25 protein-coding genes are annotated in these 26086 nt (G+C 65.6%); 9 read left to right on the top strand and 16 right to left on the bottom strand.

Annotation, left to right across the window (positions count from 1 at the left end):
- Window positions 1-37: 37 nt before the first annotated feature.
- The 6 genes from RD110_RS13335 to RD110_RS13310 all read right to left on the bottom strand — a co-directional run bounded on the left by RD110_RS13335 (window position 38) and on the right by RD110_RS13310 (window position 6322).
- Window positions 38-1108, bottom strand: coding sequence for an ABC transporter ATP-binding protein (locus RD110_RS13335; protein WP_076199933.1), 1071 nt, complete (start codon window positions 1106-1108; stop codon window positions 38-40).
- A 38-nt stretch (window positions 1109-1146) separates the two neighbouring features.
- Window positions 1147-1998 (bottom strand): carbohydrate ABC transporter permease, encoded by an 852-nt coding sequence (locus RD110_RS13330; RefSeq protein WP_076199932.1) that lies wholly within the window; start codon window positions 1996-1998, stop codon window positions 1147-1149.
- An 82-nt stretch (window positions 1999-2080) separates the two neighbouring features.
- Window positions 2081-2896 carry a carbohydrate ABC transporter permease gene (locus tag RD110_RS13325; protein ID WP_239467285.1) on the bottom strand — a complete coding sequence of 272 codons (816 nt, stop codon included), beginning with the start codon at window positions 2894-2896 and terminating at the stop codon, window positions 2081-2083.
- Between the two features lie 156 nt (window positions 2897-3052).
- Entirely contained in the window at window positions 3053-4429 is a 1377-nt protein-coding gene (locus RD110_RS13320; protein WP_076199930.1) for an ABC transporter substrate-binding protein, read from the bottom strand.
- Between the two features lie 85 nt (window positions 4430-4514).
- A complete protein-coding gene (locus RD110_RS13315) occupies window positions 4515-5258 on the bottom strand; it encodes a FadR/GntR family transcriptional regulator (protein WP_076204945.1) in 744 nt (247 codons plus the stop codon).
- A gap of 71 nt (window positions 5259-5329) precedes the next feature.
- Window positions 5330-6322, bottom strand: coding sequence for a 2-hydroxyacid dehydrogenase (locus RD110_RS13310; protein WP_076199929.1), 993 nt, complete (start codon window positions 6320-6322; stop codon window positions 5330-5332).
- 267 nt (window positions 6323-6589) lie between these two features.
- On the opposite strand from RD110_RS13310, the gene RD110_RS13305 reads away from it, so the two are divergent.
- Window positions 6590-8326, top strand: a complete 1737-nt coding sequence (locus tag RD110_RS13305; protein WP_076199928.1) for an IlvD/Edd family dehydratase — start codon at window positions 6590-6592, stop codon at window positions 8324-8326.
- 49 nt (window positions 8327-8375) lie between these two features.
- A complete protein-coding gene (locus RD110_RS13300; RefSeq protein ID WP_076199927.1) occupies window positions 8376-8834 on the top strand; it encodes a DUF6314 family protein in 459 nt (152 codons plus the stop codon).
- Here RD110_RS13300 and RD110_RS13295 read toward each other — a convergent pair.
- The 8 genes from RD110_RS13295 to RD110_RS13260 all read right to left on the bottom strand — a co-directional run bounded on the left by RD110_RS13295 (window position 8822) and on the right by RD110_RS13260 (window position 18440).
- A complete protein-coding gene (locus tag RD110_RS13295; RefSeq protein WP_076199926.1) occupies window positions 8822-10324 on the bottom strand; it encodes an N-acyl-D-amino-acid deacylase family protein in 1503 nt (500 codons plus the stop codon). The two genes, RD110_RS13300 and RD110_RS13295, sit on opposite strands and share 13 nt — an antisense overlap.
- A 1-nt stretch (window position 10325) precedes the next feature.
- Entirely contained in the window at window positions 10326-11255 is a 930-nt protein-coding gene (locus RD110_RS13290; RefSeq protein WP_076199925.1) for a MurR/RpiR family transcriptional regulator, read from the bottom strand.
- A gap of 2 nt (window positions 11256-11257) precedes the next feature.
- The gene (locus RD110_RS13285) at window positions 11258-12529 is read right to left on the bottom strand and encodes an amino acid deaminase (protein ID WP_076199924.1); all 1272 of its coding nucleotides are present in this window, start codon (window positions 12527-12529) and stop codon (window positions 11258-11260) included.
- Between the two features lie 149 nt (window positions 12530-12678).
- Window positions 12679-13689 (bottom strand): ABC transporter ATP-binding protein, encoded by a 1011-nt coding sequence (locus RD110_RS13280; RefSeq protein ID WP_076199923.1) that lies wholly within the window; start codon window positions 13687-13689, stop codon window positions 12679-12681.
- On the bottom strand, window positions 13686-14747 hold the full coding sequence (locus tag RD110_RS13275) for an ABC transporter ATP-binding protein (RefSeq protein ID WP_076199922.1): 1062 nt from the start codon (window positions 14745-14747) through the stop codon (window positions 13686-13688). Before RD110_RS13275 ends, RD110_RS13280 begins: the two co-directional genes overlap by 4 nt.
- A complete protein-coding gene (locus RD110_RS13270) occupies window positions 14744-15604 on the bottom strand; it encodes an ABC transporter permease (RefSeq protein ID WP_076199921.1) in 861 nt (286 codons plus the stop codon). Before RD110_RS13270 ends, RD110_RS13275 begins: the two co-directional genes overlap by 4 nt.
- On the bottom strand, window positions 15601-16551 hold the full coding sequence (locus tag RD110_RS13265; protein WP_076199920.1) for an ABC transporter permease: 951 nt from the start codon (window positions 16549-16551) through the stop codon (window positions 15601-15603). The genes RD110_RS13270 and RD110_RS13265 overlap by 4 nt, the downstream gene beginning before the upstream one ends.
- 263 nt (window positions 16552-16814) lie before the next feature.
- Window positions 16815-18440 carry an ABC transporter substrate-binding protein gene (locus RD110_RS13260; RefSeq protein ID WP_083686256.1) on the bottom strand — a complete coding sequence of 542 codons (1626 nt, stop codon included), beginning with the start codon at window positions 18438-18440 and terminating at the stop codon, window positions 16815-16817.
- 116 nt (window positions 18441-18556) lie between these two features.
- Between RD110_RS13260 and RD110_RS13255 the strand changes: the two genes are divergently transcribed.
- Window positions 18557-18946, top strand: coding sequence for a RidA family protein (locus RD110_RS13255; RefSeq protein WP_076199919.1), 390 nt, complete (start codon window positions 18557-18559; stop codon window positions 18944-18946).
- 51 nt (window positions 18947-18997) lie between these two features.
- Here RD110_RS13255 and RD110_RS13250 read toward each other — a convergent pair whose 3' ends face one another.
- Window positions 18998-19750 carry an SDR family NAD(P)-dependent oxidoreductase gene (locus RD110_RS13250; protein WP_076199918.1) on the bottom strand — a complete coding sequence of 251 codons (753 nt, stop codon included), beginning with the start codon at window positions 19748-19750 and terminating at the stop codon, window positions 18998-19000.
- A 76-nt stretch (window positions 19751-19826) separates the two neighbouring features.
- Complete coding sequence (locus RD110_RS13245) at window positions 19827-21245, bottom strand: mannitol dehydrogenase family protein (protein ID WP_076199917.1); 1419 nt, start codon at window positions 21243-21245, stop codon at window positions 19827-19829.
- Window positions 21246-21368: 123 nt separating this feature from the next.
- Here RD110_RS13245 and RD110_RS13240 point away from each other — a divergent pair, with 123 nt between their 5' ends.
- The 6 genes from RD110_RS13240 to RD110_RS13215 all read left to right on the top strand — a co-directional run bounded on the left by RD110_RS13240 (window position 21369) and on the right by RD110_RS13215 (window position 26086).
- Window positions 21369-22106 carry a FadR/GntR family transcriptional regulator gene (locus RD110_RS13240; protein ID WP_076199916.1) on the top strand — a complete coding sequence of 246 codons (738 nt, stop codon included), beginning with the start codon at window positions 21369-21371 and terminating at the stop codon, window positions 22104-22106.
- Between the two features lie 53 nt (window positions 22107-22159).
- A complete protein-coding gene (locus RD110_RS13235) occupies window positions 22160-23008 on the top strand; it encodes a substrate-binding periplasmic protein (protein ID WP_157900177.1) in 849 nt (282 codons plus the stop codon).
- Between the two features lie 82 nt (window positions 23009-23090).
- Entirely contained in the window at window positions 23091-23939 is an 849-nt protein-coding gene (locus RD110_RS13230) for a transporter substrate-binding domain-containing protein (protein ID WP_076199915.1), read from the top strand.
- 40 nt (window positions 23940-23979) lie between these two features.
- Window positions 23980-24645: an amino acid ABC transporter permease gene (locus RD110_RS13225; protein ID WP_076199914.1), complete on the top strand. Its 666-nt coding sequence runs from the start codon at window positions 23980-23982 to the stop codon at window positions 24643-24645.
- Window positions 24642-25301: an amino acid ABC transporter permease gene (locus RD110_RS13220; RefSeq protein ID WP_076199913.1), complete on the top strand. Its 660-nt coding sequence runs from the start codon at window positions 24642-24644 to the stop codon at window positions 25299-25301. Before RD110_RS13225 ends, RD110_RS13220 begins: the two co-directional genes overlap by 4 nt.
- On the top strand, window positions 25298-26086 hold the full coding sequence (locus RD110_RS13215) for an amino acid ABC transporter ATP-binding protein (protein ID WP_076199912.1): 789 nt from the start codon (window positions 25298-25300) through the stop codon (window positions 26084-26086). The genes RD110_RS13220 and RD110_RS13215 overlap by 4 nt, the downstream gene beginning before the upstream one ends.

Raw genomic sequence — 26086 nt, 5'->3', positions numbered from 1 at the left:
GAGGTATGCCGCCGTCCTCGGCTGGCACGCCTCAGGATCATTCGATACGCTGGCCGGACGCCTGATCGAACAGATGGGCCTTGCTGGCCTCGATGTCCAGCATGACGATATCGTCGGGCTTGGCGTCGGTACGGCCGTGCATCACCAGCACCAGCCGGGAGCCGCCGATCTCCACCAGCAGTTCCGTTTCGGCGCCGGTCGGCTCCACCACGATGACCTTGGCCGGAATGCCCTGGCCGGTACTGGAGATGGCCACATCGGTCGGCCGCACGCCATAGTGCACGGCCTGCCCTTCCCTCCCCTGCGTGGCCGCGCCCATCGGCCACTGCGCACCCTCGGCCTCGACCCAGGCACGGTCGGCGGACTTGCGCAGCGTGCCCTTGAGCACGTTCATCGACGGCGAGCCGATGAACTGCGCAACGAACAGGTTGCCCGGCCTGTCGAACAGTTCCAGCGGCGTGCCGATCTGCTCGACAATGCCGTCGTGCATCACCACGATGCGATCGGCCATGGTCATGGCTTCGATCTGGTCATGCGTCACGTAGACGGTGGTGGTCTTGAGCCGCTGGTGCAGTGCCTTGATCTCGGCGCGCATCGCCACACGCAGCTTGGCATCCAGGTTGGACAGCGGTTCGTCGAACAGGAACACCTTGGGATCGCGCACGATGGCCCGTCCCATGGCCACGCGTTGGCGCTGGCCGCCCGAGAGTTCGCGTGGAAAACGGTCGAGCAAGGCGTCCAGGTTGAGAATGCGCGCGGCATTGCTCACGCGCTTCTGTGTCAGCTCGGCATCGGCATTGCGCAGGCGCAGGCTGAACGCCATGTTGTCGCGTACCGTCATGTGCGGATACAGCGCATAGCTCTGGAACACCATGGCGATGTCGCGGTCCTTGGAGTCGAGTTCGTTGACCACCTTGCCGTCGATCGCGATCTCGCCGCCACTGATGTCCTCCAGGCCGGCCAGCATGCGCAGCAGCGTGGACTTGCCACAGCCCGACGGCCCGACCAGCACCACGAATTCACCGTCGGTGATCTCGAAGCTGATGCCGTGGATGATCTTGACCTTGCCGAAGTTTTTCTCGATTTTCTTGAACGATACGGATGCCATGTTTCTCTTTCTTTTGGATCTGGTCGAGGACGTGAGGGTCAGCTCTTGACTGCACCGGCGGTCAATCCACCAACCATGTAGCGTTTGAACGTGTAGTAGATGGCCGCAGGCGGCAGCGCGTAGATCAGGCCGGTGGTCATCAGGAGCTCCCACGGCGAATCGTCGGCCGACAGGAAGTTGCCGAGCGCGACGGCCAGCGTCACGCTGCGGTCGTTCGACAACAGCAGGAAGGCGTAGAGGTACTCGTTCCAGGCCAGCAGCAGCGCATAGGTGCCCACCGCCACCAGCGACGGCACCATCAGCGGCAGGTAGACCAGGCGGAACAGCTGCATGGCCGTGGCGCCGTCCATCTTGGCGGCTTCGTCGAGTTCGTAGGGCAGCTTGTCGGAAGCCTGCTTCAGCACCCAGATGCAGTAAGGCGAGGCAATCGTCACCATCGCCAGGATCAGCGACCACTGGCTGTTGAGCAGGCCATAGTTGCCCATGGTCTTGTACATCGGCACGGCCAGGAAGGCAGCCGGGATGAAATAGGTGAACAGCGCCAGGTTCAGCACCGTGCGCCCACCGCGCAGCTTGAGCCGGCTGATGGCGAACGCGGCGCAGGTCGACACCATCAGCGTGAGCGCCCCCACCGACACGGCGATCAGCAGCGAGTTGCCCATCTGCAGCCAGAAGTGGTCGAGGTAGAAGTGCTTCTGCTGGAACACGATGCGGAAGTTATCCAGCGTTGGCTGCTTGGGCCAGAGCCGGCCCGAAGTGGCCGAGTCCTTGCCGGAAATGGCGAACAGCACCATGTGGTAGACCGGTATCAACGTCCACAGCACGACCGGGATGCCGATCAGCAGCAGCTTGGCCTCGGTGGTGACCGATTTGAGGCTCCAGGATTTCATGTTGTCCTCCGACGAGCCGTCTCCAGGCGGGCAACGCCCCCCCTGGGAGGCAGCGAATACACGCAGTGATGAGCGAGGGGGTTCATTTCGACAGCCTTTTCATCATGAAGAACACCAACGGGAGTACGAGCGGCATCGCCACCACGATCGAGGCCATCGACAGGTCGACCTGGTCCAGCCGCAGGTAGCGGATACCGAGCGTGGCCAACACGTGGGTCAGGTCGGCTGGCCCGCCGCCGGTCAGCAGGTAGACGGAGTTGAAGTCGCCCAGCGTCCAGATCATCGACAGGATGGTCGAGGTGAGGTAGAGATTGCGCATCGAAGGCCAGGTGATGAAGCGGAACTTCTGCAGGCTAGTGGCGCCATCCACCGACGCGGCCTCGTATTGCTCGGCCGGAATGGCCAGGCGCCCGGCCACGAGAATCAAGGTCCAGAACGGCAGCGATTTCCAGATATGGGTCAGCATCGCGAGCGTCAGTGCCAGGATCGGATCGTTCAGCCAGTTGGGGCCGTCCATGCCAGTGAGCTTGAAGATCAGCGAATTCACCACGCCCCATTCGGGGTTGAGCATGAAGCGGATCGACAGGATGGTCGGGATCGACGGCAGCGCCCAGGGCAGGATGAACAGCGCGGCGACGATCTTGATCCACCAGCGCGGTGTGACGAAAAAGCCGGAGAGCACGAGCGCGACGATCATCTTGACGTTGATCGCCACCACCAGGAAGAACACGGTGTTGATCACCGCGCGGAAGAAAATGGGATCTTCGAACAGCTTCACGTAGCTGGACGGATGCCGCGCCAGCCAAAGGCCGTAGCCCACGGGATAGAGCACGAAGATCAGGAACACCAGCAGATAAGGGACAACCATCACCATGCCCCAGAACTGCCAGGAAGACATGGGCTTCTTGGGACTGCGGGCCGGCGGCGAAAGCGTCGTGGAGGTGAGGGTATTCATGTTGAAAGCGTCCTGTGCACCCGCCGCGCACTGCCATGGCGGCACGCGGCGGGGTTGGGGGTCAGCAGGGATCCGATGACCCGGGTTCGGCCATCCGACTTAACGGGCCACCGTCTTGATGCGCTCGATCATTTCGTCGACCGCCTTGTCGACCGGCACCTTCTCGCTGACGATGCGGTTCATGGCCTTGGCCCAGACGTTTTCGTTGTTCAGGATGGTGAACTTGTAGTTCTTCGTGAACTCGAAAGGCACGGTGCCATTGGCGTACTGGTTGTAGACCGACAGGCGATGCGGATCGGCCTTCCAGAACGGACGCTCCTGCGCCGCTTTGGTCACCGGGAACCAGCGGCCCAGCGAGCCTTCGACATAAGGCGTGAGGTTTTCCTCTTCCATCAGGAATGCCACGAATTCCTTGGCACGCTTGACGTTCTTGCCGGCCTTGAACACCACACCGGTCTTCACCGCGGTGCGGTAGATCATCTTCGTGCCGTCCGGCTTGTTCGGGAAGCCCGCCGTGCGGATGCGCTCGGTGTAGTTCAGCTTGGCCTGTTCGCGCTGCTCGGGCGTGAGCGCGGCGTTGTTGGAATCGTCGAGCCACTTCGCTGCGATCGAGATGGTGGCGTTGTGCGTCATCACCGTGGTCTTGTTGTGGAAGGCCACGTTGTTGTCCGGGTCCTTCCAGCTCGTCGACGACGGTGGCGTGCAACCCTTCACGTAAGGCGTGGTGTAGTCCGTCATGGCGTTGATGAGGCCGGTGCGCACGGCGGGATCATCGACCAGCAGCTTGCCGCTGTCGTTGACCAGCTTCACGTTGTAGGCGTCCATGAAGGTCAGGAAGGAATAGAACGCATCGCTCGAGTCCACGCCCATGGGCTGGCCGATGCCGTAGGTGCGCGCGCCGGTCTTGGCGCGGCTGGCGGGTTGCACCTTCTCGCACCAGAACGACCAGTAGCTCTTCCAGTCGGTCGGGATGTCGGACTCCTTGAAGCCGGCGTCGGTCAGCATGTCGCGCCAGTACTCGATGTGCATGGTCTGCTGCTTGATCGGGAAGGCGTAGTAGGCGCGCTTCTTGTCCACATCGTTGTACAGGAAGGTCGTCTCCACCGTGTTCGGCGCAAAGCGCGACGTGATCGGCGAGATGACGCTCGAGAGGTCCTCGAGCTTGCCCTCGAAGGCCCACTTGCCTGTGACCTGGAAGTCATAGACATCGGAATAGGCCACGTCGGGCGGGCTGCCGGAGTCCATCGAGGCCACGGTCTTGGGGATCATGTCCTGGATCGGGTACTGGGAGAGTTCGATCTTCACATCCTTGTGCTTGGCCTCGTATTTCTTGATCGCCGCGAACAGCGCATCGTCCTCGGCCTTGTAGAACCCCTTGACCCAGAACACGGTCAATTTCTCCTGGGCTGACGCGTACCCCGACGCGAGCAGCGCCGAAGCCATGAGCGCCGCGGTTGCAGCAAGTTTGAACTTCATCTGACTGTCTCCTTCTTGGTTGTGGAAAACTGAAACCCGTGAATCCCCGCCGTGGCACCAACGCACCACGACGTATCGAACCGTCTCAAGCCGCCTTCAGTGTCGGTGGTGGCTTGCTCAGCCGCGGCAGCCGCCGACGCGAGGCCAGCACCTGTTCGATGTCGTCGTGGGCGCCATCGATCAGCACCAGGATGGCCTTTTCGGCGCATTCGACATCCTTCGCGGCCACCGCATCGAGCACGGCGCGGTGCAGCGGCAGCGACTTGCGCGGACCGTCCTTCTTGATCGTCGATATCTCGAAGCTCGTGCGCAGCAGCGCACCCAGCGCCTTGCTCATCTGGATCAGCATGCGGTTGTGCGAGGCCCGCAGCAGCCCCTGGTGGAAACGCAGGTCGTAGGTGACGTAGTCGCCGCCGCCCATCACCGCGCGCTTCATGCCGGCATAGGCATCCTCGATCCCGGCGATGTCCTCCGCCGTGGCCCGGCTCGCCGCCAGCCGCACCGCCGCCGGTTCGACCACGCGGCGCAGGTCCTGCAGGTCGCGGATGAACTCGTTGGACAGGCCGGTCTTGGCCTGCCAGGCGATCACGTCGGCGTCGAACCAGTTCCAGTCGTCCCACGGCAGCACGCGTGTGCCGACCTTCGGGCCGGTATGGATCATGCCTTTGGCCACCAAGGACTTGATGGCCTCGCGCACGACGGTGCGGCTCACGCCCAACTCTTCGCACAGCACCGGCTCGGGCGGTACCGCGCCGCCCACCGGATACCGGCCGGCGACGATCGCCTCGCCGAGGTAATCGACGGTGTTGCCGTGTACGTTCTTGATGATCATGGATGCCCCGTCATCATAGGAACTGGTGGCACGCGTTCACTGCAGGTAAACCCGATGCGGCCGGGCCGTCAGGCCGGCACCGGCGTCAGCAGGGGCTTGCCGGCAAAGTGGGCATGCAGGTTGCCGTAGGCCAGGTCGGCCATGGCGCGGCGCGTCTGCCACGTGGCACTCGCGATGTGCGGCGTGAGCACCACGTTGTCGCGCTGGCGCAGCGCCTCGGGCACTTGGGGCTCGGCTTCGAACACGTCGAGCGCGGCACCGGCGATCGTGCCCTGCGCCAGCGCATCGATCAGTGCGGCCTGGTCCACCACCGTGCCGCGCGCGACGTTGATCAGAATGCCGTCCGGCCCGAGCGCCTTCAGCACCTCGGCGTTGATCAGGCCCTTCGTGCCCGCGCCGCCTGGCGTGATGACGATCAGGAAGTCGACCTCGGCCGCAAGGGCCTGCGGCGTCGGGTAGTAACGGTAAGGCGACTGCGGCTTCGCGGTGCGCGTGGTGTAGGCGATGGACATGCCGAAACCCTCGGCGCGCGTGGCGATGGCCTGGCCGATGCGGCCCAGGCCGACGATGCCCAGCCGCGCGCCGCTGACCTTGCGCGCCAGCGGCATTGGGCCGTTCGGCCATTCACCGGCGCGCACGAACTTGTCAGCGTGCGGGATACGCCGGGCGATCGACAGCATCAGCGCGATGCCCATGTCCGCCACGTCGTCGGTGAGCACGTCGGGCGTGTTGGTGACGGGGATGTTGCGCTCCGCGGCCGCGGCGACGTCGACGCCGTCATAGCCCACGCCGAACACCGAAATCACTTCAAGCGCGGGCAGCCTGTCGATCAACTCACGCGGCACCTTGGATTCGCCATTGGCAGAAATGCCGCGGATGCGTGGCGCCACCTCGGCGAAGGCCGCCGGATCGGATTCATGAAGGCGGTCATGCACCACGAACTCGGTGAGCAGGGCTTCCATCAGCGGAGGCCACAGCTTGGCGACGACCAGGATTTCGGGTTTTGACAAAACGCACTCCAGACAACGGAAACACAAGTTCGACTCAGGCAAAACGGCCATGACGACGGTGCGACATGAGCCTTTTTGCGTTCTTATCATATGACGATTGGAATGGCCCAAACTTAGGTGAAAACCCGCGCGTCGATCGCAGGGTTTTCCAGCAACATCGGCGTCATCGGATGCGGAAATCCCTGAGCCACGCTTGGCTAAAATCTCAATCATCGTACGATATGACATTGGAACGACCCTGCCCCAAGGCGCCCGCCGCGGGCTTCCCTTAAGCCTTCACCCGCACCCTTTTCTTTCCCCCTCAACCCCACCAACACCATGAGCCAATCTCCCAAGAAACCCCCATCCGAACTTCGCAGCCAACAATGGTTCGGGCGGCAAGACCGCGACGGTTTTGCCTACCGCAGCTGGGTCAAGGGCAAGGGTGTGCCGCACGACCAGTTCGATGGCCGTCCGGTCATCGGCATCTGCAATACCTTCAGCGAACTCACGCCCTGCAACAGCCATTTCCGCACGCTCGCCGAACAGGTCAAGATCGGTGTCTACGAAGCTGGCGGCTTCCCGCTCGAGTTCCCGGTGATGTCGCTCGGCGAGACGCTGCTGCGCCCTACGGCGATGCTGTATCGCAACCTGGCGTCGATGGATGTGGAGGAAAGCATCCGCGGCAACCCCATCGACGGCGTGGTGCTGCTCATGGGCTGCGACAAGACGACGCCCTCCCTGCTGATGGGCGCCTCCAGCGCTGACCTGCCGACCATCGGCGTCTCCGGCGGCCCCATGCTCAACGGCAAGTGGCGCGGCCAGGAGCTCGGCTCGGGCACCGGCGTGTGGAGCATGAGCGAGCAGGTGCGCGCCGGCACGCTGAAGCTGGCCGATTTCTTCGAGGCCGAGAGCTGCATGCACCGCAGCCATGGCCACTGCATGACCATGGGCACGGCCAGCACCATGGCCAGCATGGTCGAGGCCCTGGGCATCGGCCTGCCGGGCAATGCCGCCTATCCGGCGGTGGACGGTCGGCGCAACGTGCTGGCGCGCAACGCGGGCCGGCGCATCGTCGAGATGGTGCATGCCGACCAGACGATCTCCAAGGTGCTGACCCGCAAAGCCTTCGAGAACGCCATTACCACGCTGGCGGCCATCGGCGGCTCGACCAACGCCGTGATCCACCTGATCGCCATCGCCCGTCGCCTGGGCGTGGACCTCACGATCGACGACTTCGAACGCATCGGCAGCGAGCTGCCCTGCCTCTTGAACCTGCAGCCGTCGGGCGAGCACCTGATGGAAGACTTCTGCTACGCCGGCGGCCTGCCGGTGGTGATGAAGGAAATCCAGCACCTGCTGCACCGCGACATCGTCACCGTGAGCGGCCTGACGGTGGGCGAGAACATCGCCGACGCCGAAAACTACGACCCGCGCGTGATCAAGACTTTCGACGCGCCGTTCAAGGAAAAGGCCGGCATCGCCATCCTGCGCGGCAACCTCGCGCCGCGTGGCGCGGTCATCAAGCCGAGCGCGGCCACACCTGCGCTGATGGTGCACACCGGCCGCGCCGTGGTGTTCGAGACCAGCGACGACTTCCATGCCCGCATCGACGACGAGAACCTCGACGTGGACGAAACCTGCATCCTGGTGCTGAAGAACTGCGGCCCCAAGGGTTACCCCGGCATGGCCGAGGTCGGCAACATGCCGCTGCCGCCCAAGGTGCTGCGCAAGGGCATCACCGACATGGTGCGCATCAGCGATGCGCGCATGAGCGGCACGGCCTATGGCACGGTCGTGCTGCACACCACGCCCGAGGCGGCGGCCGGCGGCCCGCTGGCCATCGTGCAGAACGGCGACATGATCGAGCTCAACGTGCCCGAGCGGCGCATGCAGCTGCTCATCAGCGACGAAGAACTGCAGCGACGCCTGGCCGCCTGGGTACCACCCGAGCCACCGCTCAAATCGGGCTACTGGAAGCTCTATGTGGACCATGTGCTGCAGGCCGACGAAGGCGTCGATTTAGACTTCCTGGTGGGCAAGCGCGGCTCCTTCGTCCCCAAGGACAACCACTAGCGTCCGGCGCCTCGTCGGGGGCGGATGGCGACGAGGGGAGAATCGCGCCATGAGCATGACCGCCCACCGACTCCTCGAACTGCTGCGCCAGGTGCGCAGCCTGGATTTCACGGCCCGCAGCGAAAGCGACACGGGCTGGAACGGCCGAGGCAGTGGCAACGTCGAGATCGAATCGCCGCTGCCGGATATCGTGCTGTTCCACGAATCCGGCCAATGGCAGGCCGAAGGCCAGCCCGGCCGCGTGGCCTTTCGCAACGTCTATCGCTGGTCCGTGGTCGATGCCCTGACAGTGCGCCTGGAGCACCTGCGCCTGGGCCGGGACCAGCCCGTGTTCCTGCTCGACCTCGCGGCCGGGTCGGACGGCATCTGGCAGGCTGCCGTGCCCCACCTTTGCGTGGACGACCGCTATGCGCTGCGGCTCACGGCCGAGCCGGCTGGCCTGCGCGCCGTGTGGACCATCCACGGCCCGAAGAAGCAGGAAACGCTGGACTACGCCTATACGTTCTGAGCCGCATCCTCGGCACCGGCTTCGGCGCGCCGCACGAAACGCCCTGCCCTGGCCCCCGTCGCCCGCCCGGTCGCGGTGTAACTCAGCACGCCGTTCACCCAGACCTGCTCGATGCCTTCGCTGAATTGCTTGGGCGCCTCGAAGGTGGCCTTGTCACGGACCCGCTCGGGATCGAACACCACCACGTCGGCCATGAAACCGGCGCGCAACTCGCCACGGCTGCCGATGTGGAAGCGCCGCGCCGACATGCCGGTCATCTTGTGCACCGCCTGCTCCAGCCGCAGCAGGCCCTTGTCGCGCCAGTAGCTGGCCAGCACGCGCGGGAACGCGCCCCACAGCCGCGGGTGCGGGCGCTCGTCGTGCGGCAGGCCGTCGGAGCCGATCATGGCCAGCGGATGGGTGATGACCCGTTCCACGTCGTCCTCTCGCATCTGGAAGTAGCAGGCGTTGCCGGGCTTGAGCTTCACGGCGGCCTCGGCCTGGGGCACGCCCCATTCCTTGGCGATGTCGGCCAGGTAGCGCCCGCCCATCTCGGGATGCGGCTGGCTGCTGGTGATCAGCACGTCGATGATGCCGTCCACCAGGTCTTCACGCAGCACGGTGGAGCCCGCGGTGTAGGGATAGACGTCCATGCCGATGGGCTGGCCCTTGGCGAGTTCCTCGATCAGGGGCAGGGTTTCCCGCGTGCGGCCCCAGTTGGCCGGGCCGGCGCACTTGTGGTGCGAGATCACCAGCGGCAGGCCGGACTGCTTGGCCGTCAGCGCCGCCTCCTGCAGCGCAGGCAGGATGCCGGCCAGTTCGTCGCGGATGTGGGTGGCGTACACGCCACCGTTCCTCGCGGCCACGGTGGCCACGGCGACCAGTTCGGCCAGGTCCGCGGCGTAGGCTTCGACATAGAAGATGCCGGATGAAAGCCCCAGCGCGCCCGCATCCATGGCCTCCTGCATGGCCTGGGCCATGGCCTCGCGTTCGGCCTCGCTGGCGGGCTGGCGCAGGTCGGCCAGGTGGCGCATGCGCAGCGCGGTGTGGCCCATGAGCGCGGCCACGTTCACCGCCGGCTGGGCGGCGTCCACGGCCTTCGCGTAATCGGCCATGCCGGCATGTTGGAACTGCAGCCGGCCCAGCAGCGACAGCGGTGCGGCCGGCGTGTCGGTCACGATGGGTGCGAGCGAGATGCCGCAGTTGCCCACAATCACCGTGGTCACGCCTTGCGACAGCTTGGGCAGCATGCCCGGGCCATCGATCACCGCCGCATCGTCGTGCGTGTGCACGTCGATGAAGCCCGGCGCGATCACGCGGCCGGTGCAGTCGATGGTTTCCAGCGGACCGGAGGCCGCCAGGGTGGCGGCCTCGATCTGCCCCGGTGCGGCCACGGCGGCGATGCGCTCGCCGACGAGCAGGACGTCGCCGAGCCAGCCCGGGCGGTCGGTGCCGTCGACGATCAGTCCGTTCCTCAACAGGGTTGCGTTCGGTGGTGTTGGTGTGGTCATGTCATTCCCCGCTGGATGGGTCGGTCCGGGCCTCTTTCCGAGCGGCCTCGTTCTCGGTGGCGCCGGCATATTCGGCGCTGTCGAAGCCGTGCTTGTGCAGCAACTGCTTGAACTGCTGCAGCCCGCGTGTCGCCACCGGCCCGAGTTTCTGAGCCAGGCGCACCATCAGGATCTCGATGACCACCAGATGCGCCAGGTAGGCTTCGGTGCCGACCCGCATCACCGCGTCCTGCGGCACCGAGACGGCCAGCAGCAGATCGGCGATTTCGGCCAGTGGCGTGCCGGGCTGCGTCAACGCCACCACCGTCGCGCCCTGCGAGCGCGCGAACCGCGCGGCCTCCAGCGTGTAGGGCATGCGGCCCACGTGCGAGATCACGAAGACCACGCCATCGGGCCCGAGCGTGCTGGCCGACACCAATTGCTGGTGGGCATCGAAGATCGCGTTCGAGGTGCAGCCCAGCCGAAACAGGCGGCTCTGCAGTTCGCTGGCCATGAAGGTCGACGCGGCGCCGACCGAATAGCAGTCGATGCGCTTGGCCGCAGCAAGTTTGTCGGCCACGGCATCGATCAGCTCCGCATCAAGTCGGCGCCCGAGCTCGGTGAGCGAGGACACGGCCGCGTGCACGATCTTGCTCGACACGTCGCTGGCGCTGTCTTCGGCCAGCACGCTGCGGTGCAGGTAGGAGCCGGAAACGGCCAGGTCCTGCGCCAGCGCCACCATGAATTCACGCACCGAATCGAAGCCGAAGCCACGGCAGGTGCGCACGATGGTCGGCATCGACACGCCGGCCTGCTGGGCGAGCTGTTCCACCGTGGCCACCACGGCCGCACGCGGGTCGTCGAGCACGATGCGCGCCACGTTGCGCTGGGCCTCGGGCAGGTCGGGCAGCCGCTCGCGCAGTTGCTGGAGAAGATTGGTGTGGTCGACCATGTTCAGAAACGCGTGTGGATGGCGCCGGAAACGGACCAGTCGTCCGCCACCAGCGGCAGCCAGCGCCATTTGTCGAAAGTGGTGCAAGGGTGCGAGATGCCGAGCGCCACGCGGTCGCCGACGGCCGGCACCGGGCCGGCCGGGTCGAAGCGCAGGTAGGCATGCTGGTCGTTCAGCGCGCTGACGGTCCAGCCCGAGGGCGCATCGCCGGCCTGCCGTTCACCACGCCTGGCTAGGCGCACCGGGATCGGCATCTCGAGGTCGTAGGACACGTCGCGCCGGCCACAGGTCAGCAAGGCCAAGCCCGGCTCGGGCACGGACTGCACCATCGCCCACACTTCGAGCGCGGGACGCAGCGAGGTGTCCAGGCCTTCGCGTTGTTCCACGTTCTTCAGGAACCTGGCGTAATTGCCGTGGTCGTGCGTGATGTAGCAGCCCGAGCGCAGCACGCCTTCCACCGGTTTGGACAAGCCCTGCGTGCGCAGCAGCGGAACCACCAGATCGAACACCGCCGAGCCGCCCGCGGTGAGCATGATGCTGGCATCGGCGAACAATCCTTGCGCATCGCATTGGCGCGCGGCCTCGGTGACGCGGCGCACGAGTGCGGTGACTTCCCTCGCGTCGTGTTCGCTTTCGCACCTGGCCACACCGCCTTCATAACACTCGATGCCACCGAGTTGCGCGGCCGACGACCCGGCGATGGCCTGGGCCAGCGTGACGGCCTCCTCCAGCGTGCGGCAGCCGGTGCGCTGGCCGGGCACACCGATCTCCAGCAGCGTGTCGAAGCGGCGCCTGGAATGGCGGCGCGCGGCCCAGTCTTCGATCAAGGCCAGTTGGGCGAGCGAATCGACCAGGAACCAGACACGCAGATCGGCGTGCTGCGTCAACAGCACATCCAGCCCATCGAGGTCGGCATCACACACCACCTGGTTGGCAATGATGGCGCGGCGCGCCCCGGCTTCCACGCCCACGCTCAGTTGGTAGATCGTCGCAAACGTCAGGCCCCAGGCGCCGGCCGCGAGTTGCTGCCTGAACAGTTCCGGCGACATCGTGGTCTTGCCGTGCGGCGCGAGCGCCACGCCTTTGCGCGCGGCGAAATCCTGCATCCAGGCCAGGTTGTGGGCCAGTGCCGAGGTGCGGATCACCGCCAGCGGATAGGCCAGGTCATCGGCCAGCAGGTTCCAGCCCTTGGCGCCGAGGTCGGCACCAAGGCATGGCGTGGCGGTCTGCGGGTAGCTTTTGCTGCGGTGGTCGAGGGTGAAGTCTTGTGTCATGTCGATTCGCTTCTTTTTGATTTCGAAACCATTTTGATATCACCGTTCGGGCTGAGCTTGTCGAAGCCGCTCTGCAGGCACAGGCCGTTCGACGGGGCTCAGGATGATCGGGATGCCCTTCGACAAGCTCAGGGCGAACGGGGTTGGCGTCATAGGGCTTGGGCTGTTTTCCAGCAGGCGTTGAAATGGCCGGCCGCGGTTTCCTGCAGTTGCATGTCGGCACTGGCGCAGCGCTCTTCGGCCAGCGGGCAACGCGTGCGGAACACACAGCCCGAAGGCGGATTCGCCGGGCTCGGCAGGTCGCCTTGCAGCAGCGGAATGGTACGGCGTTGCGCCGGGTCGGGGATCGGCGCGGCGGCCAGCAAGGCGCGGGTGTATGGGTGCTGCGGATTCGCGTAGAGCGCCTCGGTCGGTGCGATCTCCATCACCCGGCCGAGGTACAGCACGACCACGCGGTCGCACAGGTATTCGACCACGTCGAGGTCGTGCGAGATGAACAGCAGTGTCAGGCCGAGCTGGTCCTTCAACTCGCCGAGCAGGTTCACCACCTGGGCCTGGATCGACACGTCGAGCGCCGACAGCGGTTCGTCGGCGACGATGAACTTCGGCTCCACGGCCAGCGCACGCGCGATGCCGATGCGCTGGCGCTGCCCGCCCGAGAACTCGTGCGGAAACCGCTCGGCGTGTTCGGGCCGCAGGCCGACCTGCTGCAGCAGTTCGTGGATGCGCGGCAGCCGCAGCCGGCCCTTCGCCAGGCCGTGCGTGTCGAGTGCCTCGGCCAGCACCTCGCGGATGCGCATGCGCGGGTTCAGGCTCGCGTACGGGTCCTGGAAGATGATCTGGATCTTCGAGCGCAAGGGCCGGTATTGCGACTGCGACAACGCCGCCAGGTCCTTCTCGGCGCCGTCGCCGTGATAGAGCATGTGGCCGCCGGTGGGCTCGACCAGGCGTGTCAACAGGCGGCCGATGGTGCTCTTGCCCGAGCCGGATTCGCCCACCAGGCCCAGCGTCTCGCCCTTGCGGATGGCGAAGCTCACGTCGTCCACGGCCCGCACCGGATGCGTGCCGCTGCCGAAGTACTTCTTCAGGTGGCGGACTACGAGCAGCGGCGCGGCGCGGCCGGCGGCAGTTCCAGGTTTTTCTTCGAGAACGGCGTTCATGGATTCACCTCGCGGTTGATGCAGCGCACCATGCGCCGGGGGCCAGCCGCTTCAAGCGTTGGCATGGCCGCGTCGCAGGCAGGCAGCTTGCGGTTGCAGCGCGGCGCGAAGGCGCAACCGGGTGGCGGCGCCAGCGGGCTCGACACCTGGCCGGGAATCGCCACCAGCTTGCGCCGGCCGACGTGGGCCGCACCCTCATGCCGTTCCTTCTGCCGCGCCACGCCCGGCAGGCAGGCCAGCAGGCCCTTGGTGTAAGGATGCTCCGGCCGGGCGAACAGGTCGTGCACGCGTGCCGACTCGACGATGCGGCCTGCGTACATCACGGCCACGGCGTCGGCGTATTGCGCCACCACGCCCAGGTTGTGCGTGACGAACAACATGCTCATGCCCGTTTCCTTCTGCAGCCGGCCCATCAGCGCCAGGATCTGCGCCTGGATGGTGACGTCGAGGGCGGTGGTCGGTTCGTCGGCGATCAGCAGCGTCGGGTGGCATGCCATGGCCAGCGCGATCATCACGCGCTGGCGCATGCCGCCCGAGAGCTGGTGCGGATACTCGTTCACACGCTGCGCGGCGGCCGGTATCTCGACGAGTTCCAGCATGCGCCGCGCGTGTGCGTGGGCCTTGGCGCGGTCCATCCCGAGGTGCAGCCGCGCCGATTCGGCGATCTGCTCGCCGACCGTCAGCACCGGGTTCAGGCTGGTCATCGGCTCTTGGAAGATCATCGCCAGTTCGTTGCCGCGCAGGGAACGTTTCTGCGCTTCCGGCATGGCCAGCAGGTCGACGCGCCGGCCGTCGCGCTGCACGAACCAGGCTTCGCCCGTGACCTGCGCCTGCGAGGTCTTGGCATGCAGGCCCATCAGCGTGAGGCTGGTGACGGACTTGCCCGAGCCCGATTCGCCGACCAGCGCCAGCGTCTCGCCGGGATGGATGGTGAACGACACGTCGGCCACGCTCTGGATGCGGCCGGCGTCGGTGGCGAACGAGGTCGAAAGGCCGCTGACTTCTAAGCGGGCCGACGACGCCGGCATCGCCTCAATGGAGGAAGGTAAAGCGCTCATACAGCCTTCTTCAGTTTGGGGTCGAGCAAGTCACGCACGCCGTCGCCGAGCATCTGCAGCGACAAGGCGGTGAGCACAATGGCCAGGCCAGGGGAAAGAATCGTCCAGAAGGCCTTGTCGGCGTACTCTAGGCTGCCGGCGATCATCGTGCCCCAGGTGGGGATGTCGGGTGGCACGCCGACGCCCAGGAACGAGAGGCCGGCCTCGGCCAGGATCGCATAGGCGAAGATGAAGGTCACCTGCACCAGGATCGGCGACATCAGGTTGGGCAGGATGTGTTTCCACAGGATCTTCGGCGTGCGCACGCCCAGGGCCCGCGCCGCGTCGACGAACAGCAGTTCGCGCAGCACCAGCGTGGCCGCCCGCACCACGCGTGCCACACGGGGTGTATAGACGATGACCAGGGCCAGCATCACGTTCCACAGCGACACGCCGAGGATGGACACCAGGGCGATGCCCAGCAGGATGTCCGGAAAGGACATCATCGCGTCCACCACCCGCATGATGGGGGCATCCAGCCGCCGGAAGAAGCCGGCGAACATGCCCATCAGCGTGCCGAACAGCACGGCGCCGGCCGCGGTGATGAAGCCGATCAGCAACGAGTAACGCGCGCCGTGCACGATGCGCAGCATCACGTCGCGGCCGAGCTCGTCGGTGCCGGCCCAGTGCGTGGCCGAAGGTTCGCGCAGGCGTTCGCTGATCGACAGCGCATTCGGATCGGCGTCCGATATCCAAGGGTAGATCACGGCGATGCCGACCACCAGGAACAGCGCGATGGCCGAGGCCAGTACCACCTTGCGCGCGAACAGCCGGCGCAACACGGCGGCCATGCGGCCCCAGGATGAGGAAGTGTTCATCTGCCCTCCAGACGAATGCGTGGGTCGACCAACGTGTAGATGAAGTCGATGGCCAGGTTGATGAACACGTAGATGGCCGCGATGACCAGCAGCGTGCCCTGGATCACCGGGTAGTCGCGGCGCAGCACGGCGCGTACCACGAGGTTGCCGACGCCGGGCAGGTTGAACACCGTCTCGGTGACCACCGTGCCGCCGATCATCAGCGCCATGGTCAGGCCGAGCACGGTGACGATGGGCACGAGTGCATTGCGCAGCACGTGTTTGACCATGATCGTGCCCTCGGCCAGGCCCTTGGCGCGCGCGGTGCGCACGTAGTCCTCGCCCAGGATGTCGAGCATCGAGGCGCGGGTGAAGCGTATGATCAGCGCCGAATTCAGCACGCCGAGCACCAGGGCCGGCAGCATCAGGTGCTGCAGCCGGTTGCCGAGGCCGGCCGTGGGGTCGCCGTAACCGGACGCCGGAAACCAGCCGAGCTTCACGGCGAACAGCTGGATCAGGATCAACCCGAGCCAGAAGCTCGGCACGCTCGCGCCCAGCATGGCCACGCTGCTCACCGCCTGGTCGGCCGCGCTGCCGCGCCAGATGGCCGCGGCCATGCCGGCCGGAATGCCGATCAGTGCGGCGATCGCCACGGCGAATAAGGCCAGGAACAAAGTCGGCTCGGCGCGCTCGAGCAGCGCCTGCGCCACCGGCCGCTGCAGGAACAGCGACTGGCCCAGGTTGCCCTGCAGCAGTTCGCCGATCCACAACACGAACTGCGTGGGCAAGGGTTTGTCCAGGCCGTACTGCGTGCGCGCCTTGGCAATGTCCTCCACGGTGGCCTGGTCGCCGAGCAGCAGCGCCACCGGATCACCGGAGGCCAGCCGCGTCAGCGCGAAGACGAGGATCGCCACGAGGGCGAGCACCACCACCGCCCCGCCGAGGCGGTTCAATAGAAATTTCAACATTTGGTTCACTCCAAATCGCCCCGCCACGCGTGCGCGGCGAAACACTCCTGACTTGTCCCGGCGAGCCGGAACTGGCTTGGCCTTGGGCTAACGAGACTTGGACAATCTCGGCGCGAAGGGTGGTCTTGGCATCCCTTCCAGGGATACCGCGGAACCGGCTTCGCCGGGCCGCTGGTATCGCCCCCTGCAAGGGGGTGGGCGGCTACTTGCGTGATTGGCCCTGTGGGCCAATCCCGGGGCAGTGCGCCAACCTGGGGGTGTGCCTATTTCCCGAGGGACGTGTTCCAGAAGAACGGCCAGATGGCTGGCGTGTAGCCTTGCAGCTTGGCCGAGCGGGCCGACAGGCCGTTGAACTTGCCGACCTCGATGAACGGCACCTCGTCGTACACCACCTGTTGCACCTGGCCCCACAGTGCGCCGCGCTTGGCGGGGTTGGTTTCCTGGTTGAAGGCCGCGAGCGTGGACTTCTTGGCCGCGGAATCCCACCAGCCGGGCGCGCCGTCACCCAATTGCGGCGGCGACAGCATCGGCTCGGGGAACAGGCCGGAATGCGTGAAGTAGACGTCCCACAGCTTGGAGTCGTTGCGGCGCTGCACGAGCGTGGCCCAGTCGACCACCTGCAGGTCTGTCTTGAAGCCGGCTTTCTTCAACTGCTCGGACATCACCAGCGCCATGTTGTAGTGGAACTCGTACTGGCGGCTGGCCATGATGCGGATCGGCTGGCCGTTGTAGCCGGCCTTGGCGGCCTGGTCCTTGGCGGATTGCGGGTTGCGTTCGTTGTAGAGGTTGCCGCCGGCCGCCGAGTAGTACGGCGTGCCCTTGGGGAAGAAGTTCGGTTCGACCACGAAGAAACGGCCATCGCCAAAGCCACCGGCCATCAGCTCGCCCGTGCCGACGGCGGTCTGCACCGCGCGGCGCATCGGCTGCGGGGCCAGCACACCTTCCTTGGTGTTGAACACGATGTAGGGGAAACCGAAGTTCTTGGTCACGATCGGCACCACGCCGGCACCGGCCTTTTCCACGCGGCCGATGGCTTCCACCGGCAGCAGGTCCGAATACTGGAACTGGCCCGACAGCGCGCCTTCCACGCGCGTGTTGGCGCTGGGCACTGGCACGAAACGCAGTTCGTCCAGCAGTGCCTCACGCTTGCCGGCGTAGCCGCTCGGCGCTTCCTTGCGCGAGGCGTAGTCGTCGAAGCGCACCAGCACCGTGAACTGGTCCGGGCGGCGCTCCTTGAACTTGTAGGGGCCGGTGCCGATGAAATCCTTCAGCTGCGGTGCGATGCTTTCCTTGGCCATGATGGCGGCCATGCCGGAAGGCAGGGCCAGCTGGGCCAGCAGCGGTGCATACGGGTTCTTGAGCTTGATCTCCACCGACAGCGGACCCTTGGCGGTGAGCGAGGCGACTTGCTTGCCCACGGCCTTGCCGCGCGGCGACAGTTCCATCCAGCGCTGCAGCGATGCGACCACGTCTTCCGAAGTCAGTTCGCGGCCATTGTGGAACTTCACGCCCTTGCGCAGCGCGATGGTGTAGGTGAGGCCGTCCTTGGACACCACGGGCATGCTCTCGGCCAGCATCGGCGCCACGTTCCAATTGGCATCGAAGGTGAACAGCGGCTCGTAGACGTGCTGCATGATGGTGCCCACCAGGTCGGCCGTGCTCACCATCGGATCCAGGCCTTGGGGTTCGCCGACCATGGCCAGGTTGGCCGCGCCACCCTTTGCCGCGGGTTGGGCGAAAACGGCGCCGCCGGCCAGGCTCAGCGCGGACGCCAGGGCCACCGCACCGATGAAGCCGCGCCGGGCCGGCTGCTGCAATTTGGTGCCTGAAGCCGGGCGTGATGCGGAAGGCGACGCCGAATGCACCAGATTGTTTTGGAAAGTTTGCATCGTGGACCTCAAAGTAATAGGATTACAGCTACAAGCACTATTTATGCCAATATTTGGCTGTTGTGCTGAATTTTCGATCAACACATGTAATATCTTTACACATAGAAAGCCCTGACATGACAGTAGAAACCCTAGGTCAATCGCCCCTCGCCTCTGACCGCCAAGCCCGCCCCCTGTCGCCCGCCACGCGGGCCGGCGATTTCGTTTTCGTCTCGGGACAGGTGCCTACCGACGACGAAGGACAGGTCATCGTCGGCGGCATCGAAGCCCAGACGCGGCAGGTGTTCAAACGGGTCAAGGATGCGCTGGCGCTGGCCGGCTGCACGCTGGAGGACGTGGCCAAGGTGAACTGCTGGCTCGCCGACGCGCGCGACTTCGGCAGCTTCAACCGCGTCTACATGGAGTGTTTCGGCACCCACCGTCCTGCGCGTTCGACGGTGGAGTCGCGGCTGATGATCGACGCCAAAGTGGAGATCGACGTGACGGCGTACAAGCCGAAGGTCTAGGCCCGCCGCCCGGTGGTATGTGGGCTCGGCCACCTCGCGATCAAAGGCGCTTCAGTCGAATTGCAAGCCGCCGTTCAGGTCGAGCACTTCGCCGGTGATGAAGCCGCTCAAGGGATGCGCCAGGAACAACACGCTGTGGGCGAGTTCTTCCAACTCGCAGAAGCGGCCGACCGGGATCTTCTGGCGCAGTTCGGCCTGACGTTCCGCACTGACCTGCTCGGTCAGCATCTGGGTTTTCACGAAGGTCGGCGCCAGTGCGTTGCAAGTGACGCCGAAAGGCGCGTATTCACGGGCGAAGCTGAAGGTCAGAGAAACCACGCCCCCCTTGCTCGCGGCATAGGCGGGCAACGGCGACAGGCCGCCGGTCTTCGCACCGAACGAAGCCATGTTGACGATGCGACCGAAGCCGCGCGACTTCATGCCGGGTGCGACGCGCTGGCTCACGTAGAACACGCCGTCGAGGTTCACACGCAGGGTCTTGTGCCACAGCTCCGGCGTGGTCTGCTCGCAATTGGCGTACTGCAGGAAACCGGCGTTGTTCACGCACACGTCGATGCGGCCGAAATGGGCTTCGATCGCATCGCAGGCGGCGTGCACCTGGGCGATGTCGCTCACGTCCATCGTGAAGCAGGCCAGCCGGTCGCCGTGGGCGGCCAGCGTGCTGGCCACATCGTCCGTGCGCAGGTCGGTGGCGGCAACGCGGTAGCCGGCGTCCAGCAGCGCACGGACGGTGGCCAGGCCCATGCCGGCATTGGCGCCGGTGACAAGGGCCACTTGATCTTTGATGGCGGGTGCAGCGTTCATGGCATTCAATCTCTGGTGAAGTGAGGATGACCCCGGGCGCGAAGGCCCGGATGAGGAGAAAAATGGGACGAAAAGTTCAGTGCAAGGCCAAGGCATTCACCTCGACCAGCGCAGCGCCCGCGCCGACCGCCTGGATACGCGCCAGCCAATGCGTGACACGTCGGGTCCAGCGTTCTTCATGCAGCAAGGCCTCGCCCCAGATCGAGGCGACGCCAAGCAGCGCCTGCACCGTGCCCTGAGCATCGCCACGGTGCGCGCGCGCCAGGGTTTGCAAGGCTTCTGCCTGTGGGTCCGAGATGGCATAGCCCCTGTCCTGTTCGTCCTCGGCCAGCAGGTAGCGCATCCAGATGGCAGCGGCGAAGGCCAGCGGCTCCGCGCCCTGCCCGGCCTGCAGGTTGTCGTTCAGCGTGGGCAACCAGCGCAAGGGAATCTTCAGTGAACTGTCGGTCGCGATCTGATGCACCTTGTGCTGCAGCGCCGGATTGGCGAAGCGCGCCAGCAGCGCATCGCGGTACGCCGGCAGGTCGGGCCGCTGCAGGTGCGGCATGACCATCTGCGTCATCAGGCCGTGCACGAACTGGCGCACGTCCGGCCGGGCCACACCGTCGGCCACCGTCGGCCAGCCCTGCACCGCGCCGAGCAGGGCCATGGCGGTATGGCTGCCATTGAGCATGCGCAGCTTGGCCTCCTCGAAGGGCTTCACGTCCTCGACCACGTTGACGCCAACCGCGCGCATCACGGCGGCATCCGACGGGTCGGCAAAACGGTCTTCCATGACCCATTCCCAGAAGGCTTCGGTGGCGAGCGCACCGGCGTCGTCAAGGCCGAACGCCAGCGCTGCATCGGTGCGTTGCCGTGCGGTGGCGGCGGGCACGATGCGGTCGACCATGCTGTTGGGGAAGGCGCAGCGGGACGCGATCCACCCAGCCAGCGCCGTATCCTGCTGCGCCGCCACGTCGAGGCAGAGTCGCTGCAACTTGCTGCCGTTATCGGACAGGTTGTCGCACGACGCCACCGTCAGGCCATCGAGCCCGGCGGCACGGCGCGCCGCCAGTCCCTGCACCAGCAGTTCCGCGAGCGCCGGGCCGTAACCCTTCTCCGTCACGGTGAGCGTGACCCAGCGCGTCGCCGGGGCGGCCAGCGCAGCCACGACCTTCCCCGGCTCCCGCGCTGCAACGCAGGTGTCGCATAGCGAGCCGACCACCTGCCAGTGCAGGCCTTCGGCGCTGGCCACCTGCACGGCGTAGAGACCGTCCTGCAGCTTGAGCGCATCGGCCAGTTCGGTGCTGCGCATGGCCACGCCCAGCACGCCCCAACGTGGGTTTCCGTCCTGCAGCAGGCGGTCGAACACCATCGCCTGATGGGCGCGGTGGAATGCCCCCAGGCCGAGATGAACCACGCCGACGTGCACCGCGTCGCGCCTATAGCGCGGCAGGGAGACAGATGACGGATGGGAAGCGAAGGTGGCCAGCGTGGCGGTGTTCAGTGCGGGCATCGGTGTCGGCATGTGCAAAGCCACGATTGGACAACTGGACCAACCAATTGCGAGTCATGGTAAACCACTATGGTGAATATTGGTTCACCAATTAATATTTGGTCCAACCACTTTGACCGCACCATGGCACTTCATCTGATTCAACCCGGCGACGGCCCCGAAAGCGCACCCAAACCCGCGGCCGACCGTTCCTACCAGCGACTGGCGGCCCAGTTGCTGACGCTGATCGCGCAGGGGGAATTCAAGGTCGGCGAGCGCCTGCCTTCCGAACGTGCGCTGGCGGAACGCTTCGACGTGAGCCGCACCTCCGTGCGCGAAGCCACCATTGCGCTCGAACTGCAAGGCGTGGTGGAAGTGCGCGGCGGCTCCGGGATCTACGTCACGCAGGCGCCGTCGGCACCGGTGGCCTTTCCTGGTTTCATGCCGGCCGCCGAACCGGGGCCGTTCGAATTGCTACGCGCACGCTGCCTGATCGAATCCGAGATCGCCTCGCTGGCCGCCGAAACACGCAAGGACGGCGACCTGGACCGCATCTTCTCCGCGCTCGCCGACATGCGCGAACACATCGACGACAAGGAAGCCAACGAGGCCGCCGACCAGTTGTTCCACCTGCGAATCGCCGAATCCACAGGCAACAGCGTGCTGCTGCAGATGGTGACCGCGATGTGGGCCCAATCCAAGGGGCCGGTGTGGACCAAGATCGAACACCACTTCCACACGCCGGAACTGCGGCTCGCCTCGCATGCCGACCACCAGCGCATCTTCAAGGCGCTGCTGGCACGCGATCCGGTGGCCGCGCGTGGCGCCATGCGTGCCCATCTGGAGCGGGTGATCGGCGAATTCGCCCAGGCCTGGCGCTGAAGCGCTGCAGGCCCTTCATTCACAGACGACCCGAGAAACACCAAGGAGACGACATGACTTTGAAGCCCCGACACTCAGCCCTCGCCCGCCGCTGGCTCACTGGCCTGCTGCTGGCCGCCGGCAGTTCCGCGCTGTTGGCGCAGGCCCCGCCCGCGCCGGGTGCCAGCCCGCGCATCGACGCCATCCGCAAGGCCGGCGAGCTGCGTGTCGGCGTGCTGCAGAACGCGCCCTGGCTCAATGAAAACACCACCGGCAACGGCGCCGCCTGGGATGGCCCGGCCTGGCTGCTGGCCACCGAATACGCCCGGCTGCTCGGCGTGAAGCTACGCCCGGTGGCGGTGTCGCACGAGACCAAGGTGCCGGTGCTCGCGGCCAACCAGGTCGACATGACGATCAGCCCGCTGGGCGAGACGCCCGAGCGGCTGAAGGTGGTCGATTTCGTCATCTACTCGAAGACCAGTGTCTGCATGTTCGGCCGCGCGGGCAACGACAAGCTCGCCAAGATCAATTCGGTGGACGATCTCAACAGCCCCGACATCACCATCGCCTACTTCACCGGCGGCGCCGAGGAAAACTGGGTGAAGGAGCGTTTCCCCAAGGCCAAGCTGCGCGCCGTGGCCAGCTCCGGCGCCACCGCGCCGGTGGAAGAGATCATGGCCAAACGCGCCGATGCGGCCCCCATCAACCGCGTGCCCTGGGTCAACCTGAACCAGAAGGTCAAGGGCCTGGTGGTCTATCCGAAGGACAACAACTGCCAGGACAGCCAGGAGAAGGCTTCGCCGGTCGGCCTGGCCATCGACAAGAACCAACCGGCCTACCTCGACTGGTTGCGCCAGGTGGAAAAGACGATGCAGGCCACGCTGACGGCCGACGAAAAACGCATCGTCGAAAACATGAAGTGACCCCAACGGGATCACGCACGGCGTGATCCGCGGCGCGGGACCGCGAAGGCTTCCCGAATTCCCCATCCACCGGAGACAAATCATGCATAAGAATGCTGCCCGCCTTGGCGCGGCCAAAATCATCGCCGCGGCTGCCGTCTTGGCGACCGCTTCTTTCGCCGCCCTGGCGCAGACCCCGCCGCCTCCGGGCGCCAGCCCCCGCATCGACGCGATCCGCAAGGCCGGCGTGCTGCGCGTCGGCGTGGTCAACAACCCGCCCTGGCTCGCACAGAACACCACCGGCGAAGGCGATCCCTGGTCCGGCCCTTCCTGGTTGCTCGGCAAGGAATTCGCCAAGCTGCTCGGCGTGAAGATCGAACCCGTGCCGGTGAGCCACGAAACGAAGGTGCCGTCGCTGATCGCCAACCAGATGGACATCATGATCGGCCCGCTGAACCAGAACGCGGAACGCGCCAAGATCATCGATTTCGTGACCTTCTCCAGCACCGGCGTGTGCATGTTCGGCCGCGCGGACAACCCCAAGTTCACCAATGTGAAGACGCTGGAGGAGTTCAACAAGCCCGAGATCACCATGGCCTATTTTTCAGGCGCGGGTGAAGAGCCGATGGTGCGCGAAACCTTTCCCAACGCCAAGCTGCGCGGCGTGACCAATTCGGGTTCGGTCGCCCCGATCGAAGAAGTACTGGCCGGCCGCTCCGACGTGGCGCCGCTGAACCGCATGCTCTGGCCCAACATCAGCAAGAAGGTCAAGGGCCTGGCGGTGTTCCCCAAGGAAAACAACTGCCAGGACAGCAAGATTTTCGAGATCAAGACCGGCATGGGTGTGAACAAGAACGAGCAGGTCTATCTGGACTGGCTGCGCGAGGTCGAAAAACGCATGCAGCCGGCACTCGCGGCCGAAGAGGTGCGCATGACGCAGAACCTGAAGTAAGCCGAACCGGCAAACGCCCCACTGAACGGACGCACACGGCATGGATGTCGACTTTTCCCCGCTGATCGACAACTGGCGCTTCTTCGCCAGCGGCTTCGGCGTGACCATTGCGCTGAGCGTGATCAGCGCCATCACCAGCATCCTCGCCGGGCTGGTGATCGCGCTGCTACGCCTGTACGGGCCGCGCTGGCTCAAACCGCTGCTGGTGTTCTATGTGGACACCATGCGCTCGATTCCGGTGCTGGTGGTGCTGGTGTGGATCTACTTCGCGTTCCCGATTCTCGCCGGCGTGACCTTTCCGCCTTTCTGGGCGGCGCTGGTCGGCCTCACGCTGCACATCGCGGCCTATGCGGCGGAAATCATCCGCGCCGGCATCGAGTCGATCCGCCCGGGCCAGACCCGGGCCGGCCTGGCGCTGGGCATGTCGCGCGCCCAGATCCTGCGCAAGATCGTGCTACCGCAGGCCACCATCCGCATGCTGCCGGCCTTCGGCTCGGTGCTGACCATGGCCATCAAGGACACCGCCATCGCCACCGTGATCGCCGTGCCGGAGCTCATGCACCGCGCCGAGACCGTGGCCGGCCAGAGCTATCGCCCGGTGGAAGTCTTCACCGCGGTGATGGTGCTTTATTTCCTGCTGCTGTTTCCGGTGACGCGTGTCGTCGACCGGCTGTATCAGCGGCTCGCACACCTGGGGCGGTCATGAATTTAGATTGGAATGTGGTCTGGACCAACCGCCAGGTCCTCATGGAAGGTGTGGGGCTCACGATCGGGCTCACCGTCGCCACCATGGCGTTGGCCGTGCCCGGCGGCATCCTCCTCGCGCTGATGCGGCTCTCGTCGAACAAGCTGCTGAGCACGGCCTCGCTGTGGTTCGTGGAGTTCTTCCGCAACCTGCCGCTGATCCTGGTGATCTACTGGGCCTTCTACGTGATGCCGATCGCGTTCGACGTGCAGTTCTCGGCCCTGACCACGGCCCTGGTGGCCCTGGTGCTGAACGTCTCAGCCTACAACGCCGAGACCTTTCGCGCCGGCATCAACTCGATCCGCAAGGGGCAGATGGAAGCCGCGCTGGCCATGGGCATGTCGCGCCGCCAGGCGATGTTCAAGGTGGTGATTCCGCAGGCGGCGCGGCGCATCCTGCCGGTGATCGCCAGCACCTGGATCTCGCTGTTCAAGGACACCTCGCTGGTCTCGGTGATCGCCGTCGGCGAACTCGCCTACACGTCGATGCAGATCCGCGCGCAGACCTTCCGTGTGCTGGAAATGCTCACCGCCATGGCGGCGCTCTACTGGCTCATGGGTTATCCGCAAGCCAAGCTGGTCGACTGGATCCACAAGAAATACGGAGTCAAGGAATGAATGCTGCCATCCCCACCACCCACCAGCCCCGCAAGGGCGCGGACCAGCCACCGGTGCTGGTCTACGAGAACGTGCGCAAGATGTACGGCGACTTCGTGGCGCTCAACGGTGTCTCGCTGCAGGTCAACAAGGGCGAGGTGATGTGCCTGATCGGGCCGTCGGGCTCGGGCAAATCCACCCTGCTGCGTTGCACCAATGCACTGGAGACCCTGAATGGCGGCCGCGTGCTGCTGGATGGCGTCGCCCTGCCCACCCAGGAATCCGAGGTGCGCAAGGTGCGCCAGCGCATGGGCATGGTGTTCCAGAGCTTCGAGTTGTTCCCGCACAAGTCGGCTTTGGACAACGTGGCCATGGGCCCGATCACGGTGCTCGGCATGAACGAGGCCGACGCCCGGGTCCGCGCCATGGCGCTGCTCGAGAAGGTGGGTCTGGCCACCAAGGCCGGCAACTTCCCGGCCAACCTTTCGGGCGGCCAGCAGCAGCGTGTGGCCATCGCCCGCGCACTGGCCATGGAGCCGGAGGTCATGTTGTTCGACGAGCCGACCTCGGCGCTCGACCCGGAAACCGTGGGCGAAGTGCTGGACATCATGAAAAAGCTGGCCCTGGAAGGCATGACCATGATCGTCGTCACCCACGAGATGAGTTTCGCGCAGCGTGTGGCCAACTGGGTGGTGGTGTTCGAGAACGGCGCCATCCTCGAAGAAGGCCCGCCGACGCAGATCTTCGACAACCCGACCAAGACACGTACACGCGACTTCCTCGGCCACCTGGGCTGGAATGGCTGA

Source organism: Rhodoferax koreense, assembly GCF_001955695.1.
GTDB classification, from domain to species: domain Bacteria; phylum Pseudomonadota; class Gammaproteobacteria; order Burkholderiales; family Burkholderiaceae_C; genus Rhodoferax_B; species Rhodoferax_B koreensis.
This window is presented reverse-complemented; position numbering and strand designations above follow the sequence as displayed.